Origin of the sequence: Providencia sp. Me31A (assembly GCF_050487165.1) — a bacterium.
In the GTDB taxonomy this organism is placed as follows: domain Bacteria; phylum Pseudomonadota; class Gammaproteobacteria; order Enterobacterales; family Enterobacteriaceae; genus Providencia.
In genome coordinates, this window is the sequence record NZ_JBKQGZ010000006.1 from 56,852 (window position 1) to 73,309 (window position 16,458).

Here is a 16,458-nt window from a genome sequence, read left to right on the forward strand (position 1 = left end):
TTGGTGGTATTGAACATTTAATCGACTTTGTCCAATCTGAGAATATGTGGGACGGCATATTTATAACTGATAATTTCATTGAATCGTGCGCTCGATAGTAATTTACTGTTTTTTATCGGTACTTAATGAATTAAATGTTATATTTCTCTGTGTATTAGAAATAAAAAACATATTTAATGCGGGTTTATGTGTATTACATCGCAAATTTCATGAACATAATGCTTTTTTTCTATTTTTTGGAAGAAATTAATAGCCATACAAATAAGGAGAACATTATGTCATTAATAAAAACATTAGTTTGCCAAGAGCCCAGGAAATTAGTTTGGGAAATGCGCAAAATTCAAAATCCAGCAGAGAACGAAGCAAAAATTAAAATTAAAACTGTTGGTATATGTGGTACTGATATACATGCATGGGGTGGAAACCAACCTTTCTTTAGTTACCCGCGAGTATTAGGACATGAAATTTGTGGTGAGATTGTTCAACTCGGTTCTAATCAATCTGAATTTAAAGTTGGGCAACAAGTTGCAGTTATTCCTTATGTTGCTTGCTTGAAATGCCCGTCATGTTTAAGTGGACGCACCAATTGTTGTGAAAATATTTCTGTTATTGGTGTACATGCTGATGGTGGCTTTGCGGATTATTTAAATGTTCCTGTATTGAATATATTATCAGCTGATGGAATTGCTCCAGAGGCGGCTGCTTTAATAGAGCCATTTGCTATCAGTGCCCATGCGGTTAGGCGTGCATCGGTTCAAAAAGACGAGGCTGTATTGGTTGTTGGTGCGGGTCCTATTGGCCTAGGTGTTGCTGCTATTGCGTATGCTGATGGTGCTCAAGTTGTTATTGCAGACACCAGTGCTGAAAGACGCGAACATGTCGCAAAATACTTGTCACTGCCAACCGTTAACCCGTCAGATGACGATTTTGAAGAACACTTGAAAAAGCAATTTTCTGGTGTTTTACCACTGAAAGTTATCGATGCAACAGGGAACCAGTACGCGATGAATAATACAGTAAACCTAATTCGCCATGGAGGGACAATCGTCTTTGTTGGGTTATTTAAAGGTAATCTACAGTTTTCTGATCCGGATTTTCATAAAAAAGAAACGACAATGATGGGTAGCAGGAATGCAACACCTGAAGATTTTATGAAAGTTAGTCGTTTAATGTCTGAAAATAAATTAAATGCTGAAATGATGCTAACACATCACTATCAATTCTCTTCGCTTGCTGAAGTTTATGAGCAAGATGTTATTAATAACCGAGAATTAATCAAAGGCGTTATTCATTTTTAATATCTGGAGATACAATGAAAACATTAAACCGAAGTGAGTTTCCAGGAAAAAAATATCCTACTCGAGTGATCCAATTTGGCGAAGGAAATTTCTTACGCGCTTTTGTTGATTGGGTTATTGATATTCTAAATGAAAAAACGCCTCTAAATGCTGGAATTACAATTGTTCGCCCGATCGATACAGACTTTCCTCCATCATTAAATACTCAAGATGGGCTATATACGACAGTTATTCGAGGCTTAAATGAAAAGGGAGAAGAAGTTAGCGATTCTCGTATTATCTACTCGGTGAATAATGAAATAAACCTTTATCAAGATTATGAAGAATTCCTTGCTTTAGCTCATGATGAAAATATACGTTTTGTATTTTCAAATACAACAGAAGCTGGGATTAGTTATCATAAAAATGATAAATTTGATGATAGACCCGCAGTAAGCTTTCCTGCAAAAATAACACGACTTTTATTTGAGCGTTTTAAATACTTTAAAGGTAATATTAGTAAAGGGTGGGTTATTATTCCTTGTGAGTTAATTGACTATAATGGGGAAGCCTTGAAAGAGCTTATTCTATGTTATGCACAGGAATGGCAATTATCCAAGGAATTCATCCAATGGATTGAATCAGCAAATACTTTTTGTTCGACTCTGGTCGATCGTATCGTGACAGGCTATCCAAAAGAAGAGGCTCAAAAGTTAGAACAAGAACAGGGATATCATGATGCTTTCCTTGATACTGCGGAGTATTTTTATCTTTTTGTTATTCAAGGGCCAAAGTGGTTAGCTCAAGAATTATACTTGGATAAGCATCCTATGAATATTCAAATTGTTGATGATATTAAACCTTATAAAGAACGTAAGGTTGCTATTTTAAATGGAGCCCATACTGCTATGGTGCCTATTGCTTGGCTTTGTGGTCTAAATACAGTTGGCGAGTCAATGCAAGATGAGGATATCCAAAAGTTTGTTGTAAGTCTATTGAATGAGGATATTATTCCTGTTCTTGACTTGCCAGAATCACAATTACGTGAATTTTCAAAAGCGGTTATTGGGCGTTTCCAGAACCCATATATTCAGCATCAACTTCTTTCAATTGCATTAAATAGCATGACGAAATTTAAAACTCGAATTCTGCCTCAGCTAATTACAGGTATGAAGAAAGGTTATGTTTCAGATCGTTTGAGCTTTGCACTCGCCGCATTACTTGTTTTCTATCGAGGGCAACGTTTTAATGAGTCTTACCCATTACAAGATGATGAAATATGGCTAACTTGCTTTGCTCAAATGTGGCCTCAAGTAGGTAAAACGTTAACAACAGAAGCATTTGTTAATCTTATCCTTTCGAATGAACCTCATTGGGAACAAAATCTCAGCTTATATTCAGAATTAGTCAAGAAAGTCACTTTACATATTGATTCAATTCTAAATAATGGTATGCGTAGTGCATTAAAACAACTTAACTAATGTTTACATCTTGTCTGTTGTGTCACTTTATTTTTAATGAGTGCACACAGACATTTTTTGTTACCCTATTTCATTATAATCATTCCATAAGGTAATTATAATTGATAACTAATAAATGGAAATTTAAAATATAACCATGGCAAGAACTCAAAACTTACGTCATAAGGTCATTAATCAATTTATAGATGCAATTCGTCATCAATATATTCGTTCCCCTTTACCTTCTCAGTCGCTACTTGCAGAGATGTATAATGTTAGCCGAACAACTGTACGGCATGTATTAAATTATCTTGTTGAACAGCAAATCTTAGAAAAGATAAATAATGATTACGTCATTCTTAGGGAGCCTAATGATGCTGACCTTCTTGATACAATCATTGAACTTCCAGATATACAGTTAACTGAGTTTGAATCTTTTTTTTATAATTTAATTCAACAAAGAGAACTTAAGCCAGGTGATAGTTTTACTGAATTGCAACTTGCTCACCGAGCGAATGTGAGTCCAGTTGTTGTGCGGGAGTTTTTACTTCAGTTCTCACAGTATAATTTAATTGAGAACTTACGGCGTGGGTTCTGGAGTTTAAAAACGTTTGAACAAGATTATGCTGAAAAACTATTTGAGTTGAGAGAGTTACTTGAAACTTATGCGTTAACACGGTTTATGAATTTACCTCTTGATGATAAGCGTTGGGTGCAGGCAAAAGAGTTATTATTCCAACATCGCCAATTAAGAGAAACGATTGTTGATGATTATCGCACTTTTTCTGAGCTAGACCGCAAGTTTCATTCATTGCTACTTTCTGCTGCAAATAATCCTTTCTTTGAACAATCATTAAATATGGTCACAATCATTTTTCATTTTCATTATCAGTGGGATGACAGTGATCTTCGTGAACGAAACGTTTTGGCAATAGAAGAGCATATGACGATTTTGAGTGCCATTATAAGCCATAATGATTTGCAGGCGATGAATGAGCTACGTAATCATTTGAAGACTGCTCAACAATCTATGAAACGTTCGTTACAGATAGAGAAATTATAATTCTTCAGTTCATATTATATTCATGGAGATTTTATTAATTGATAGCAAGTTACTAAAATTTAGTCGTGTATTCCAAATGGTATTGGATATTTTATGATTTTAGCGAAAAATCAATATCAATTTTGCCATTAAATGTATAAATATTGCCAAGTTTACAGTTTATCAAGTGGCAGCTAGTGATCTAAAAAATAAGAGAGTTAGCTATATAAATAGCAACCCCTCTTATTTAATATGAGTACTTTGCAAAGTGCAATAAATGGCCTATCGAGCAACTCTAATTCCACCCTCTACACCATCTGGGCTCCAAAGTATTTGCCATAATTGAATATCACGAGCTCTGAATGCGCCAGCGCAGGAATTAAGGTAGTAAGAAAACATGCGCTTGAAACGAGGTGTGTAAGACTGCTCTAATTCAGGCCAAGCTGCTTGAAAACGAGTAAACCAGGCCATTAAAGTGTGGTCATAGTCAGCACCAAAATTATGCCAATCTTCCATAATCATTTTTCCTTCGCTGCTCTCACCGATATTTTGCATAGAAGGAAGACAGCCATTTGGAAATATATATTTATTAGTCCAAGGGTCCACGTTCACTTTATTGTGATTCGAACCGATGGTATGAAGCAAAAACAGTCCATCTTGTTTTAAATTGCGTTGCACAACGTCAAAATAGGTTGCGTAATTTTTTGGTCCGACATGTTCAAACATACCGACAGAAACAATACGGTCAAACTGGTCATTAAGGTTACGATAATCCTCCAATCGGATATCGACGTCCAAATTTTTGCAGCGTGCTTGAGCATATTTTTGTTGCTCTGCTGAAATAGTGACTCCAATGACACTGACTCCATAATTTTGGCTTGCATAGGCCGCTAATCCCCCCCAGCCACAGCCAATATCTAATAACCGCATGCCCGCCTTTAATTGCAGTTTTTCGCAAATCAGTTTTAGTTTTTGTTCTTGGGCTAGAGGTAAGTTTTCAGGAGTATTTTCTAGCCCTTTCCAATAACCACATGAATATTGCATATAAGGGTCAAGCATCAGAGAAAATAAATCATTTCCAAGGTCATAATGTTCTTCCCCAACTATGCGGGCGCGTTTTAGCGATTGCAAATTACGCATACGTGAAACTGCAATTCTTAGTGTATCTCGGAGATTATTAGGCAGTTTTTTATCTAGGCTGCAGCTTAATACTCGTTGAAAAAAGATATCTAAACGCTCGCAATCCCACCAGCCATCCATATAGCTTTCGCCTAGCCCCATTGAGCCTTGTTGCAGGACGCGCTTAAAGAATTTGTTATTGTGAACCTGAATATCGAAAGGGCGGGAGCCATTAATTTCAATACCGGCTTCATCTAACAGCTCAGAGGCAATACGTTGCCAAGCGTCGATAGCATTTTTTTGATTAACTACATGTTCAATACTCATCTGATCTCCAAATTTTTTCAAAGTGGGATTCAGAGAACTTTATTTTTGACGTATTGGCGGTACAGAAATACAGTAATATTGACCACCACAGCATGACAGTCAGTACACTAGCGTTATTGCTATAAATAAAGCCCAAATCCAGTTTTAATTAACTATTTAAAAAATATAGAACCTTCGGTGCGAATTTCAATAAAAATCACATTTAACTAATATAAAGAGCACGTATGACCAAAAAAAGTGAAATAAAAGCGTTTAGTGAGCATCAAAATTGGTTATAAATCATAAATATAGTTATTGAGATAAGTTTAGTTTATATAAATGACAGAAGTGTGAAAATGGTATGCGATAAATAAGATAAAACAAGCAGAGTTTAGATAAATATGGCTCACTAATCTTAACAGCAAGCCATATTGTAGAGTTAATGGTTAGGAGTATATCCATAATGGACGGTTTCGGGTTCCACAAGGTGAATTTGTGTTACCGCCGGTTGGGTATTTGCAATGACTCGGCCATCACGTATAGAGTAACGTACAGGGACTTGGCGGCGTACAGCATCAAAGCCATTTTCAGCGGGTAGGATCAACAAGCTTGCTCGTTTCCCTTCACCGATACCATAGTCTTGTAAATTTAGTGTACGGGCGCTGTATTGGCTAATGAGTTTCAATCCATCATTAATTTGCTGGTAGCCCATTAACTGGCAAACATGTAATCCCATATGCAGTACTTGCAGCATATTTGCTGTGCCAAGAGGATACCAAGGGTCGAAAACATCGTCGTGCCCAAAGCACACATTGATATCGGCTGCGAGCATCTCTTTAACTCGAGTGATCCCACGGCGTTTAGGATAGGTATCAAAGCGGCCTTGTAAGTGAATGTTCACTAGTGGGTTAGCGACGAAGTTGATCCCAGACATTTTTAATAAGCGGAATAAGCGCGAAGTATAAGCGCCATTATAAGAATGCATTGCCGTGGTGTGGCTAGCCGTCACACGAGCTCCCATTCCTTTAGCATGCGCTAATGCAGCGACAGTTTCCACGAAGCGAGATTGCTCATCATCGATTTCATCACAATGCACATCAATTAAACGATCATATTTTTCAGCGAGGGCAAAGGTTTTATGAAGAGATTCAACGCCATATTCACGAGTGAATTCAAAGTGTGGAATTGCCCCTACCACATCAGCACCTAAACGTAATGCTTCTTCTAGCAGTGCCTCACCATTTGGATAGGATAAAATTCCTTCTTGGGGAAAGGCAACAATTTGCAGGTCAATCCACGGAGCAATTTCTGCTTTAACTTCTAACATGGCTTTGAGTGCGGTTAACGTGGGGTCAGAAACATCCACATGGGTACGGACATGTTGAATACCATTAGCGATCTGCCATTTTAATGTTTGCCAAGCACGGCTTTTAACATCGTCATGAGTCAACATGGCTTTACGTTCAGCCCAACGCTCAATACCTTCAAATAATGTTCCTGACAGGTTCCAGCTAGGCTGGCCAGCGGTTTGCGTGGTGTCTAAATGAATATGAGGTTCAACAAAGGGGGCAGTAACTAAGCCCCCTTCACCGTCCAGACTTTCGGGTAAAACCTGCCCATCAGGCTGCGGCACGATAGCTTGGATTTTTTGATCTTCAATGTCGATGCGCCAAAGGCCATCACGTTCTGGTAAACGGATATTATGGATATGTTTGATAGTTTGATTAAGCACGGGTCATCTCCGAATCAGTAGTGCGGCGGCGATTTAATAATGGGTTTAGTACAGCGTAACACAGTGCGCCGCCAATAACGGCATTGACAGGTACAATACCTGGTAACCAATTACCCGCTATCACACCGACAGCAACGGCAATTAAAGCACTGACGTTAACATCGCGCATTTTGCTGCGATCAAAGGTTTCATAGCGGTGGCGATACATTAAGTAATCGGCAATGATAATACCACCAATAGGTGGGATAGCAGCGGATAAGAAGGTTAACCAACCGACAAAGTTATTATATAACCACAGGGCGCATAGCGTTCCTATAAGGCCATTGACGATAGATAAGGTTTTACTGGATAAGCCTGTGATATTGGCAAATCCTAAGCCGGAGGCATAGAGTGCATTATCATTGGTTGTCCATATATTTAAACCTAAAACAATAATTGCTGGTAATAAAAGCCCTTGTGCAATCATCACATCTGAAATATCGGCCATACCTAAAGAAGCCGCGCCTGCTGCACCAAAGATAAACATTAATGAATTGCCTAAGAAAAATGCGATAATTGCCACAAGTACGGCAATTTTAGGTTTACGGCCAAAACGAACAAAGTCAGCTGTTAAGGTACCGGCACTCACAAAAGAGCCGACGACCATCGCGAGAGCAAGATTAAAATCAATCGGTTTTGCCGGTATTACCGCTTGTAAAGCACTCATCCCCCCCATGTCATTGACCGCAAGATAAACAGAATAGCTACCCAGTATGGCGATAGCGGGAACGGCAACGATTGAAAGGAGGGTAAGTGCAGAAATACCGAAAAAAACGGTGATGGTCATTAAGATCCCTGAAATACCTATTAACCAATTGATATCCCAGCCTGTTGCTTTGCCTACAGGGATAGCAAACATTGCAACGCCCACACCAAACCAGCCAACTTGTGTACCGCCTAATAAGAATGATGGGAGCCATGAGCCTTTGATACCGAAGGAGTAACGAGCGAGAAGGTGGGTAGTTAAGCCAGTTTTAGAACCAATGAAACCAAGAAAAGCGGTGTAGATACCAAGAAGAAGATTACCAATAAGAACTGCGAGGAAGAAATCATTAAAACTAAGACCGGTACCGAGAGCGCCTCCGGTCCACATACTGGCGGAAAAGAACGTTAAACCTAGCATCACAAAGGTTAACGCTAGCCCGCCTTTTCGTGCGGATATGGGCACGGGGCCGTGGCTATAATTTTTATCTTCAGACACGATTATCTCCAGTTATTTTTCTCAGGCCAAAAAATCCGACGCATTTTATAGCCATCAAAATTAAAAGCAAACGATTTCGTCGATAGTTAAATATTTTTAAATTATTCGTCTGAATTTGGCTTTTTGAGTATTTTAGCGAAGAAAAACAAAGCTATTTTGAATAAAAAACTGTTGTGATTCAGCCTGTAATAAGTAAGAAGCGAGAGAATGTGCTGCTGGAGAAATTCGTGCCATGCAGTATATCACTTTGATGTTGTTATATTTGAAATAGATATTGTTTCAAGTTCAGGGGGCTGAAACAGTTTTTTCTGATGGTGTTAATAACGAATAAATAAGTCTACCTGATGGGTATTAGTCAGGCATTGAGAAACCATTTGCCCAGAAAGAATTCTCGGGGAGTTCTTGCCACCAACTAAATATCGAGTAGGGGATTGAATATCATCGACAAGTTTTAGTCTTCAATGAAATAAAATAGAAAGGGTGAGCCTGAATGTTTGCAATGACTAACACTCAGGCTCATAAAAATTAAGATGAATTATTTCAGGAGTCTGGCTTTAACCGTTTTACCTTTAATTTTGCCTTGTTGGAGTTGTTTCCAAGCTTGTTGAGCCACGGAACGTTTAACGGCCACATAAGCGTGAGTAGGGTGAATAACAATTTTACCAATGTCAGCACCGTCGAGACCGACATCACCAGTTAGTGCACCTAAAATATCACCGGGGCGCATTTTCGCTTTTTTACCACCATCAATGCATAAAGTGACCATATTTGCTTCTAACGGGGTAATAGGTTGGTTTTCAGGCTCTGTATGCCAATGAAGTTTCATATTAAGCATTTCTTCGAGCACATTAGCGCGTTGTGCTTCTTCTGGGGCACATAGACTAATTGCTAAACCACTTTCCCCCGCACGCGCTGTTCGGCCAATGCGGTGAACATGTACTTCAGGGTCCCATGACAACTCATAGTTAATCACCATTTCGAGTGCTTTAATATCAAGGCCACGAGAGGCGACATCGGTTGCAACAAGCACTCTGCTGCTTCCATTGGCGAAACGCACTAACGTTTGGTCGCGGTCACGTTGTTCAAGGTCACCGTGCAGTACCAAGACACTTTGTTTGCTGTCTGTTAGTGCATCAAATACGGCTTGGCAATCTTTTTTGGTATTACAGAAAATCACACAAGATGCGGGTTGTTCTCGGCTTAATAATTTCTGCAATAATTCGATTTTATGGTGACGGGAAACTTCATAAAACTGTTGTTCAACGGCAGGTAATTCATCAACACTATTGATTTCAATCGTTTGAGGTTCGTGTTGAATTTGTTGGCTAATACGTGCAATTTCATCAGGCCAAGTGGCTGAAAATAATAATGTTTGGCGGTTGGCTGGCGCATAATCAATCACAGTTTCAATATCCGGCATGAAACCCATATCTAACATTCTGTCTGCTTCGTCCAACACCAGTGTTTGTAGTGCATCTAATTGTACGGTTTCGCGGTTTAGGTGATCTAATAGACGTCCCGGAGTGGCTACAATAATATGCGCTGCATGCACGAGGGAATCTCTTTGCACGCTGAAAGGAACACCACCACATAGGGTTAGAATTTTTAGATTAGGAATCGCACGAGCTAACCTACGCAGTTCATTAGCAACTTGCTCTGCAAGTTCACGGGTGGGGCATAAAACGAGTGATTGAGTTTTAAATAATTTAGCATCAATATGCTGCAGTAGACCGAGGCCAAAAGCTGCAGTTTTTCCGCTTCCTGTTTTAGCCTGTGCTCGAACGTCTTTTCCAGCCAAAATAGCAGGAAGTGCCGCAGCTTGAATAGGTGTCATGCTGAGGTAACCTAACTCTTGAAGGTTAGATAGCTGTTCTGCGCTAAGGACATTAAGGTCTGCAAATGAAGTCACAATAAAGTCTCAAATAAAATAAAAAGGCGAATGGTGCTAATGATACTATTCCTGCCTTATGCTGTCTGTTTTTTAATTCGGTGTTAATGTTCGATGAATGGCGTTTGGATCGTATTTTAAGCAACATATCTTGAAGGGAGGTTCGGAAAATTTGTAACCTTTACTTGATGTGGTTTGGTATTGTTTTAAATCATCATATGCTGAATATAATACGCTGCTTTATGGCATAAAATGGTTCAGGATAACAAGAATATTCATCAGTGATGCAAATATCATTGAACATAGTAAAACAATAAAGTCATCATGACGAAATAGGAAAGCTTCCTTTAAGTTAAGGAAGCTTTGAGTTTAGATAATTATATCATCATCCAAATTAACCCTGTAAATAGGAAGCCGAGTAACCCTAATAGCGTGGTTAAAACAGTCCAAGTTTTTAAGCCATCACTCACAGATAACCCTAAGTAACGCGTCACAATCCAGAAACCAGAGTCGTTGACGTGGGATAAGCCAAGGCCACCAAAACAAGAAGCCAGTGTCACTAAGACTAGCTGGGTACCACTTAACCCCATGACAGCCTCACTGAGTAACCCACCAGTTGTTAAAATGGCAACGGTTGCTGAACCTTGTGATGCGCGCAGGACTAAAGAAATAATGAATGCAGCGACAATAATTGGCATGTCAATCATTGCGAGGGCGTCTGATAGGGCTTTACCTACGCCAGATTCGACTAACACCTTACCAAATACACCACCCGCACCCGTGATCATGATGACGACAGCCGCCGCAGGGATCGCATCGCCGATGATATTATTGGTATGCTGTAATGTCCAATTACGTCTCAAGGCTAAGAAATATACTGCCAGTATTAATGCGATTAATAATGCAATAATAGGGGAGCCAATAAAGGTAAAGAAAGTCCTAACGGGATCGCCTTTTTCTAATAAAGTTGATGATACGGTTCCCAACATAATAATAAGAATTGGGATAACAATCATCGCAATAACTGTTCCTGGTTTTGGCGGGTTTATTTTATCGGTATAAACCACATCCCCCTTTTGAGGCTCATCTTTTGCTAATTGTAATTGTTCTAATACTTCGACAGATAAATGGTAGTTTTTACGGTTAATGTATTTGGCAATATAATAACCAATAATAGCAACAGGGATACAAATAATGAAACCAATTAAGGTTAATAAACCTACATCTGCGTGTAAAATACCTGCGGCGGCGACGGGGCCTGGATGTGGTGGTAATGCTACGTGCACGGTTAACATCACACCAGCAATAGGTAATCCGTATTTTAACGGTGATATTTTAGCTACTTTAGCAAAACCATAAATAATGGGGGCTAAAATAATAAAGCCGACGTCAAAGAAAACAGGAATACCTAAAATAAATCCTGCAATAGTTAAAGCGGCGATGGTTTTTTTCGCCCCTAAAGATTGCCCTGTTTTAATTGCGAGGTTTTCTGCACCTCCAGAGCGTTCAATAAGTTGCCCCAGCATGGCTCCTAAACCGATAATAATTGCCACGGAGCCTAGGACACCGCCTAGCCCATCAGTAACAACTTTAACAACATTATCTAGTGGAATACCCGTTGTGATGGCAACAAATAAACTAACAATTAATAAAGCAACAAATGGGTGAATTTTAAATTTAATTATCATTAATAGGAGTATAAGAATCCCTATTAATGCGATCATTAATAAAGAAAAAGTTGTCATATTGTGTTCTCTATCAAGGGTTATTGTTCTTTGGCTTTTAACCTTTTCTAAACGTCAATCGGATAGAAATTTATATTTGTTTCTTTTAATTTTTTAATTATGTTTTCTGGCAAATGGTTGTCACAAATAATGTCATCCAGTTGTTCCAAAGCACATACGCGAAACATGCCATATTTACCAAATTTACTGCTGTCCGATACTAAAATACTCCGGCGGGAAATCTCTAATAAAGTTTGCTTTAATAAAACCTTTTCTTCATGGGGAGTTGAAACACCATGTTCAAAATCCCAAGAACTGGTACTCATAAAAGCAACATCGATATTAAGACTTTTTAGCATCATTACTGCAATATTACCGGCACTGGAGTGATTGCGTTTATCCACTTTTCCTCCAGTGTGAAATAAATTCAATTGAGGCTTGTTAATCAAATATTGGACAATAGAAAAGTCATTCGTCACGATGGTTAAATTAAACCGTTCACCGAGTACTCTGGCGATTTCAAACGTGGTAGTCCCTGCATCAAGGTAAACGACTTGGCCGTCTTCAACCAATGAAGCGGCAAAACGACCAATTTCGCGTTTACTTTGGTAGTGAAGACGTGCCTTCTCATTCCAAGGTAACTCTTGGTGCAGAGCGTTGTTGAGCCTAACTCCACCGCTGATACTGATGACTTTTCCTTCTTCTTCCAAAGCGCTAATATCACGGCGAACCGTCATATGTGAGACATTCATTAATTCAACCAAGCTGCTAATAGAAACAGTTTGATATTCATGAAGATAACGATAAATAAAGTCCCTGCGCTCTGATGGGATCATCTTCCCTCCTAATTAAGTCCGTATTTTCTTAAACCAAGCCAATCCATCTTCTGTTTTGCCAGCCGGAATATATTCACATCCTAACCATCCGGTATAACCCATTTTATCTAACTGATTAAATATCCATGGGTAATTAACTTCTCCAGTGTCAGGTTCATGGCGAAATGGAACAGAAGCAATTTGAATATGATTGAATTTACCCCATAACCGTTCAATCGTTTTCAGTAAGTCGCCTTCCATAATTTGGCAATGATAGAGATCTAACTGAATGAATACATTATCACGATTTATTTCTGGTAACAGTGCTTCAGCTTGCTTTTGTGTTGTCAGAAAATAACCTGGCATATCACGAGTATTGATAGGTTCAATCAATACTTTGATACCATGCTCCGCCATAATATCTGCGGCATATTGGATATTCTTGATAAAACAGGCCTGCTGTTGCTCTGGAGTAAATGCGCTATCTATTTTCCCTGCCATGGCATGAACTTGTTTACAGTTTAAGGCGAGGGCATATTCCAACGCTTTTTGAACCCCTTGTTTAAACTCTTTTTCGCGCCCTGGTATTGACGCCATTCCTCGTTCGCCTGCGGACCAATTTCCAGCAGGCATATTAAACAGCACTTGGGTTAAATTATGTTTATTGAGCTGTTCAACAATATCAGTGGCTTGCTCTTCATAAGGAAAAAGATATTCCACACCACGAAATCCTGCATCAGCGGCTCTAGCGAAACGCTCAATAAAGGGAACTTCGTTAAACATCATACTTAGATTTGCTGCAAACTTTGCCATTCTATGTTCCTCGTTATAACGTTATTTTTGTGGATAACGGTTTTTGAGTTCTTGTACATCGGATTCTGTCAATGTTTTAAACCCGAGTGGTAGCAATGTTAGATATAGACGTGCGGTATCTTCTAGCTCTTCTGCATTAAAAAAGGCTTGCCTGAGGGTTTTTCCGCCCACTACGGGACCATGGTTAGAGAGTAAAATTGCCGAATGTTTTTTCGCTAACTTAGCTATTTCGTCACCAATTTTAGGATCTCCTGGAGGGAGATACTCCACTAAAGGCAACTCCCCAACTCGCATCACATAGTAAGGCGTGATGGGCGGTAAACAATTGTTTTTATCTACGTTTTCTAAGCAAGACAGGGCGGTTAGCCAAGGAGAATGTAAATGAACAACCGCTTGGCAATCAGGGCGTTGTTCATACATTGCCATATGCATAGACACTTCTTTAGTTGGCTTGTCGCCATCAATCCAATTTCCCATTGCATCTAATTTACTTAAGCGCTCAGGAACAAGGTCGCCGAAACTTGAATTCGTGGGGGTAACAATAATTGTGTCATCGGGCAGTTTGGCACTGATATTTCCTGCACCGCCACTGCTATAGCCCCGCATGAACATTGATTTAGCCCATTCGCACAATTCAACACGCAGTGTTTGTTCTTCACTCATAAATACATCTCCTGCGCTTCGCGAAAGAAGTTTTCTTGACCAAAGTTGCCTGATTTTAAGGCCAGCCAGTCACCACTTTGTCGATCTTTTACCCAAGGCACACCAGGGACGATAGGCGCACCAATACTAAGTTGTTGTGTCCCTAAGCTCTGCACGACTTTTCCGGAGGTTTCACCACCGGCAATAATAAAAGTATTAAACCCTTGCTGTTTCAACAAATTAACCACTTCGCCAAACAGTTTTTCGACGCTTTCGCTTGATTGTTGCGTGCCATACTGCTGCTGAATTTGCTTCAATTTGTCCGCAGGTTGTGTGGCATATAACATGGGGGCTAAGGTGGTTGATTGGTTTTCTACCACCCATGTAGACAGTTCATTGGCGTAATGAGGGTTAGACAAGCACTCACTCACCTCGACTTGGCGGCTAGGTGCAATGGCTTTGTAGGCATTGACCTGAGCATTGGTCATCTGTGAGCAACTACCTGATAAAATAACGGTTTTACGCGCAGTTGATTCAGGTTTCTCTCCTCGAGTGGTATTTCTTTGCCATGCTATGCCTGTTTGCACCGTAGCAATTGCTGCGCCTAAACCGGAACCTCCTGTTAATAAAGGAAATTCAGAAGAGGCTTGAGCGATAGGCAGTAAGTTTTCCATGGTGATTGCATCTGTTACCGCATAATTCACACCTTGGCTTTGCAGTGCAGATAACTGTTTTTTGATAGCCTCTTGACCACTTTCAACGGTCACTAAGTCCACTAATCCTGCTTTGCCTTTTGACTGTTTTTCCATCACTCTTAAAAGGTTGGCATCTTCCATTGGGGTCACAGGGTGGTGCTGCATACCACTTTCGTTTAATAGTGTGCCATTGACGAACAAATGCCCGTGAATCACCGTGCGACCATTGACGGGTAAAGCTGGAGTGAGAACGGTGATGTTAGCGTTAAGTTCTTTCATCAGTGCATCTGTCACTGGGCCAATGTTGCCTTTTTCAGTTGAGTCGAAAGTGGAGCAATATTTAAAAAAGATTTGTTTGCAGTTGGCTTTCTCTTTTAGCCAGCGGCAAGTTTTAATCGATGAGTTAATTGCGTCATCAACAGGGCAAGAGCGGCTCTTTAAGCTGACCACAATGGCATCGACATCTTGAGGGATCTCCGTGTTGCCGTCGGGTTCATTGAGGAGTTGCACGACTTTCCAGCCGCTTTGCACCATAAAGCCAGCAATATCAGTTGCCCCCGTAAAGTCATCAGCAATCACGCCTAGCTGAATACTCATTTATCCCCCTTAGTCGGTAACTCAATGCCTTTAAAGGTTTTGATCACTGCACTATCATCTTCACCACCAAATCCTTCATTACTTGCCGCAGTAAACATTTGTAGCGCGGTTGAAGCGAGTGGAAGAGGGAAGTTCAACGCTTTAGCTGTTTCCATCACCAGTCCAAGGTCTTTAACAAAAATATTCACGGATGATTTTGGTGAATAATCCCCATCTAGCACGTGTTGCATACGGTTTTCAAACATCCATGAATTCCCCGCAGCATGGGTTACGACGTCATACATGAGATTTAAATCAATACCTGCTTTTGCGGCTAATGCCATGCTTTCAGCAGCAACAGCAATATGGACACCGGCTAATAGCTGGTGGATGGTTTTTACGGTGGAGCCCATGCCGATTTCTTGTCCCACTTGATACAGACGTTCGGTGGTCGCATCAAAAACAGGTTTAAGTGCGCTAAATAATTCAGGTTTACCGGAAGCCATCACCGTTAATTTGCCATCATTAGCTTTAATCGCACCACCTGAAATAGGGGCATCGAGCATACTGATTTGATATTGTTCTAATTTTTTCTCAATCTGCTTTGCTTGTTCAGCCGCTAATGTGCTGTGTAGAACAACAATGGTGCCAGGACGTAGTGCCGCAGCAAGAGGCGCTTCACCATTAAATAAAATCTGTTCAACTTGTTTACCATTGACGACGACGAGTAAAACCGCATCAATATCATTGGCATATTCGGCGGCATTGCTACCCACAGCTTTAGCACCACAGGTTTTTAGCTCATCGCAGGCCGCGTTATTAATATCAAATCCGTAAGTTGGCACGTTATTTCTTATCAGAGACTTAGCGATACCCATCCCCATTGAACCGAGTCCAATAACGGCAACGTGATTAACTGTTTTCATCGTACTCTCCTGATGTTGTGAATCTTTGTTATTGTGGGACATGATTACACGATAAAATTCACATTCGAATGATGTTAATCACATAAATTTTAATTTAATAAATGCGTAGAAAAGCAATAATTGGCTGTTTTATAATGAAATTAAATTTTTGTTGAATTAATTACTCTTCACAGGGAAATGTGAAAATATTTGTGATATTCATC

General features: G+C 39.9%; 13 protein-coding genes. 3 read left to right on the forward strand and 10 right to left on the reverse strand.

From position 1 onward, the window contains the following. Positions 1 to 275 precede the first annotated feature (275 nt). The 3 genes from ACLPIE_RS06355 (at position 276) to ACLPIE_RS06365 (ending at position 3,800) form a co-directional block, all read left to right on the forward strand. The gene (locus tag ACLPIE_RS06355; protein WP_430260679.1) at positions 276 to 1,298 is read left to right on the forward strand and encodes a zinc-binding alcohol dehydrogenase family protein; all 1,023 of its coding nucleotides are present in this window, start codon (positions 276 to 278) and stop codon (positions 1,296 to 1,298) included. Between the two features lie 14 nt (positions 1,299 to 1,312). Then, complete coding sequence (locus ACLPIE_RS06360; RefSeq protein WP_430260680.1) at positions 1,313 to 2,758, forward strand: tagaturonate reductase; 1,446 nt, start codon at positions 1,313 to 1,315, stop codon at positions 2,756 to 2,758. Between the two features lie 136 nt (positions 2,759 to 2,894). Then, positions 2,895 to 3,800: a GntR family transcriptional regulator gene (locus ACLPIE_RS06365; RefSeq protein WP_430260681.1), complete on the forward strand. Its 906-nt coding sequence runs from the start codon at positions 2,895 to 2,897 to the stop codon at positions 3,798 to 3,800. Positions 3,801 to 4,061: 261 nt separating this feature from the next. On the opposite strand, the gene cfa is transcribed toward ACLPIE_RS06365, so the two are convergent. From cfa to ltnD, 10 genes are all read right to left on the reverse strand, one after another. Next, positions 4,062 to 5,225 (reverse strand): cyclopropane fatty acyl phospholipid synthase, encoded by a 1,164-nt coding sequence (cfa, locus tag ACLPIE_RS06370; RefSeq protein WP_430260682.1) that lies wholly within the window; start codon positions 5,223 to 5,225, stop codon positions 4,062 to 4,064. Between the two features lie 418 nt (positions 5,226 to 5,643). Beyond that, complete coding sequence (locus ACLPIE_RS06375) at positions 5,644 to 6,936, reverse strand: cytosine deaminase (protein WP_430260683.1); 1,293 nt, start codon at positions 6,934 to 6,936, stop codon at positions 5,644 to 5,646. Continuing rightward, a complete protein-coding gene (codB, locus tag ACLPIE_RS06380) occupies positions 6,929 to 8,176 on the reverse strand; it encodes a cytosine permease (protein WP_430260684.1) in 1,248 nt (415 codons plus the stop codon). Before codB ends, ACLPIE_RS06375 begins: the two co-directional genes overlap by 8 nt. 535 nt (positions 8,177 to 8,711) lie before the next feature. Next, positions 8,712 to 10,085: an ATP-dependent RNA helicase DbpA gene (gene dbpA, locus ACLPIE_RS06385; protein ID WP_430260685.1), complete on the reverse strand. Its 1,374-nt coding sequence runs from the start codon at positions 10,083 to 10,085 to the stop codon at positions 8,712 to 8,714. 356 nt (positions 10,086 to 10,441) lie between these two features. Next, on the reverse strand, positions 10,442 to 11,809 hold the full coding sequence (locus ACLPIE_RS06390; RefSeq protein WP_430260686.1) for a GntP family transporter: 1,368 nt from the start codon (positions 11,807 to 11,809) through the stop codon (positions 10,442 to 10,444). 47 nt (positions 11,810 to 11,856) lie between these two features. Next, complete coding sequence (locus tag ACLPIE_RS06395) at positions 11,857 to 12,624, reverse strand: DeoR/GlpR family DNA-binding transcription regulator (RefSeq protein WP_430260687.1); 768 nt, start codon at positions 12,622 to 12,624, stop codon at positions 11,857 to 11,859. Positions 12,625 to 12,636: 12 nt separating this feature from the next. After that, the gene (gene otnI, locus ACLPIE_RS06400) at positions 12,637 to 13,416 is read right to left on the reverse strand and encodes a 2-oxo-tetronate isomerase (RefSeq protein WP_430260688.1); all 780 of its coding nucleotides are present in this window, start codon (positions 13,414 to 13,416) and stop codon (positions 12,637 to 12,639) included. A 21-nt stretch (positions 13,417 to 13,437) separates the two neighbouring features. Continuing rightward, positions 13,438 to 14,079: a 3-oxo-tetronate 4-phosphate decarboxylase gene (gene otnC / locus ACLPIE_RS06405; RefSeq protein ID WP_430260689.1), complete on the reverse strand. Its 642-nt coding sequence runs from the start codon at positions 14,077 to 14,079 to the stop codon at positions 13,438 to 13,440. Then, positions 14,076 to 15,350 (reverse strand): 3-oxo-tetronate kinase, encoded by a 1,275-nt coding sequence (gene otnK / locus ACLPIE_RS06410; RefSeq protein WP_430260690.1) that lies wholly within the window; start codon positions 15,348 to 15,350, stop codon positions 14,076 to 14,078. Before otnK ends, otnC begins: the two co-directional genes overlap by 4 nt. Next, entirely contained in the window at positions 15,347 to 16,255 is a 909-nt protein-coding gene (gene ltnD, locus ACLPIE_RS06415) for an L-threonate dehydrogenase (protein WP_430260691.1), read from the reverse strand. Before ltnD ends, otnK begins: the two co-directional genes overlap by 4 nt. Positions 16,256 to 16,458 lie beyond the last annotated feature (203 nt).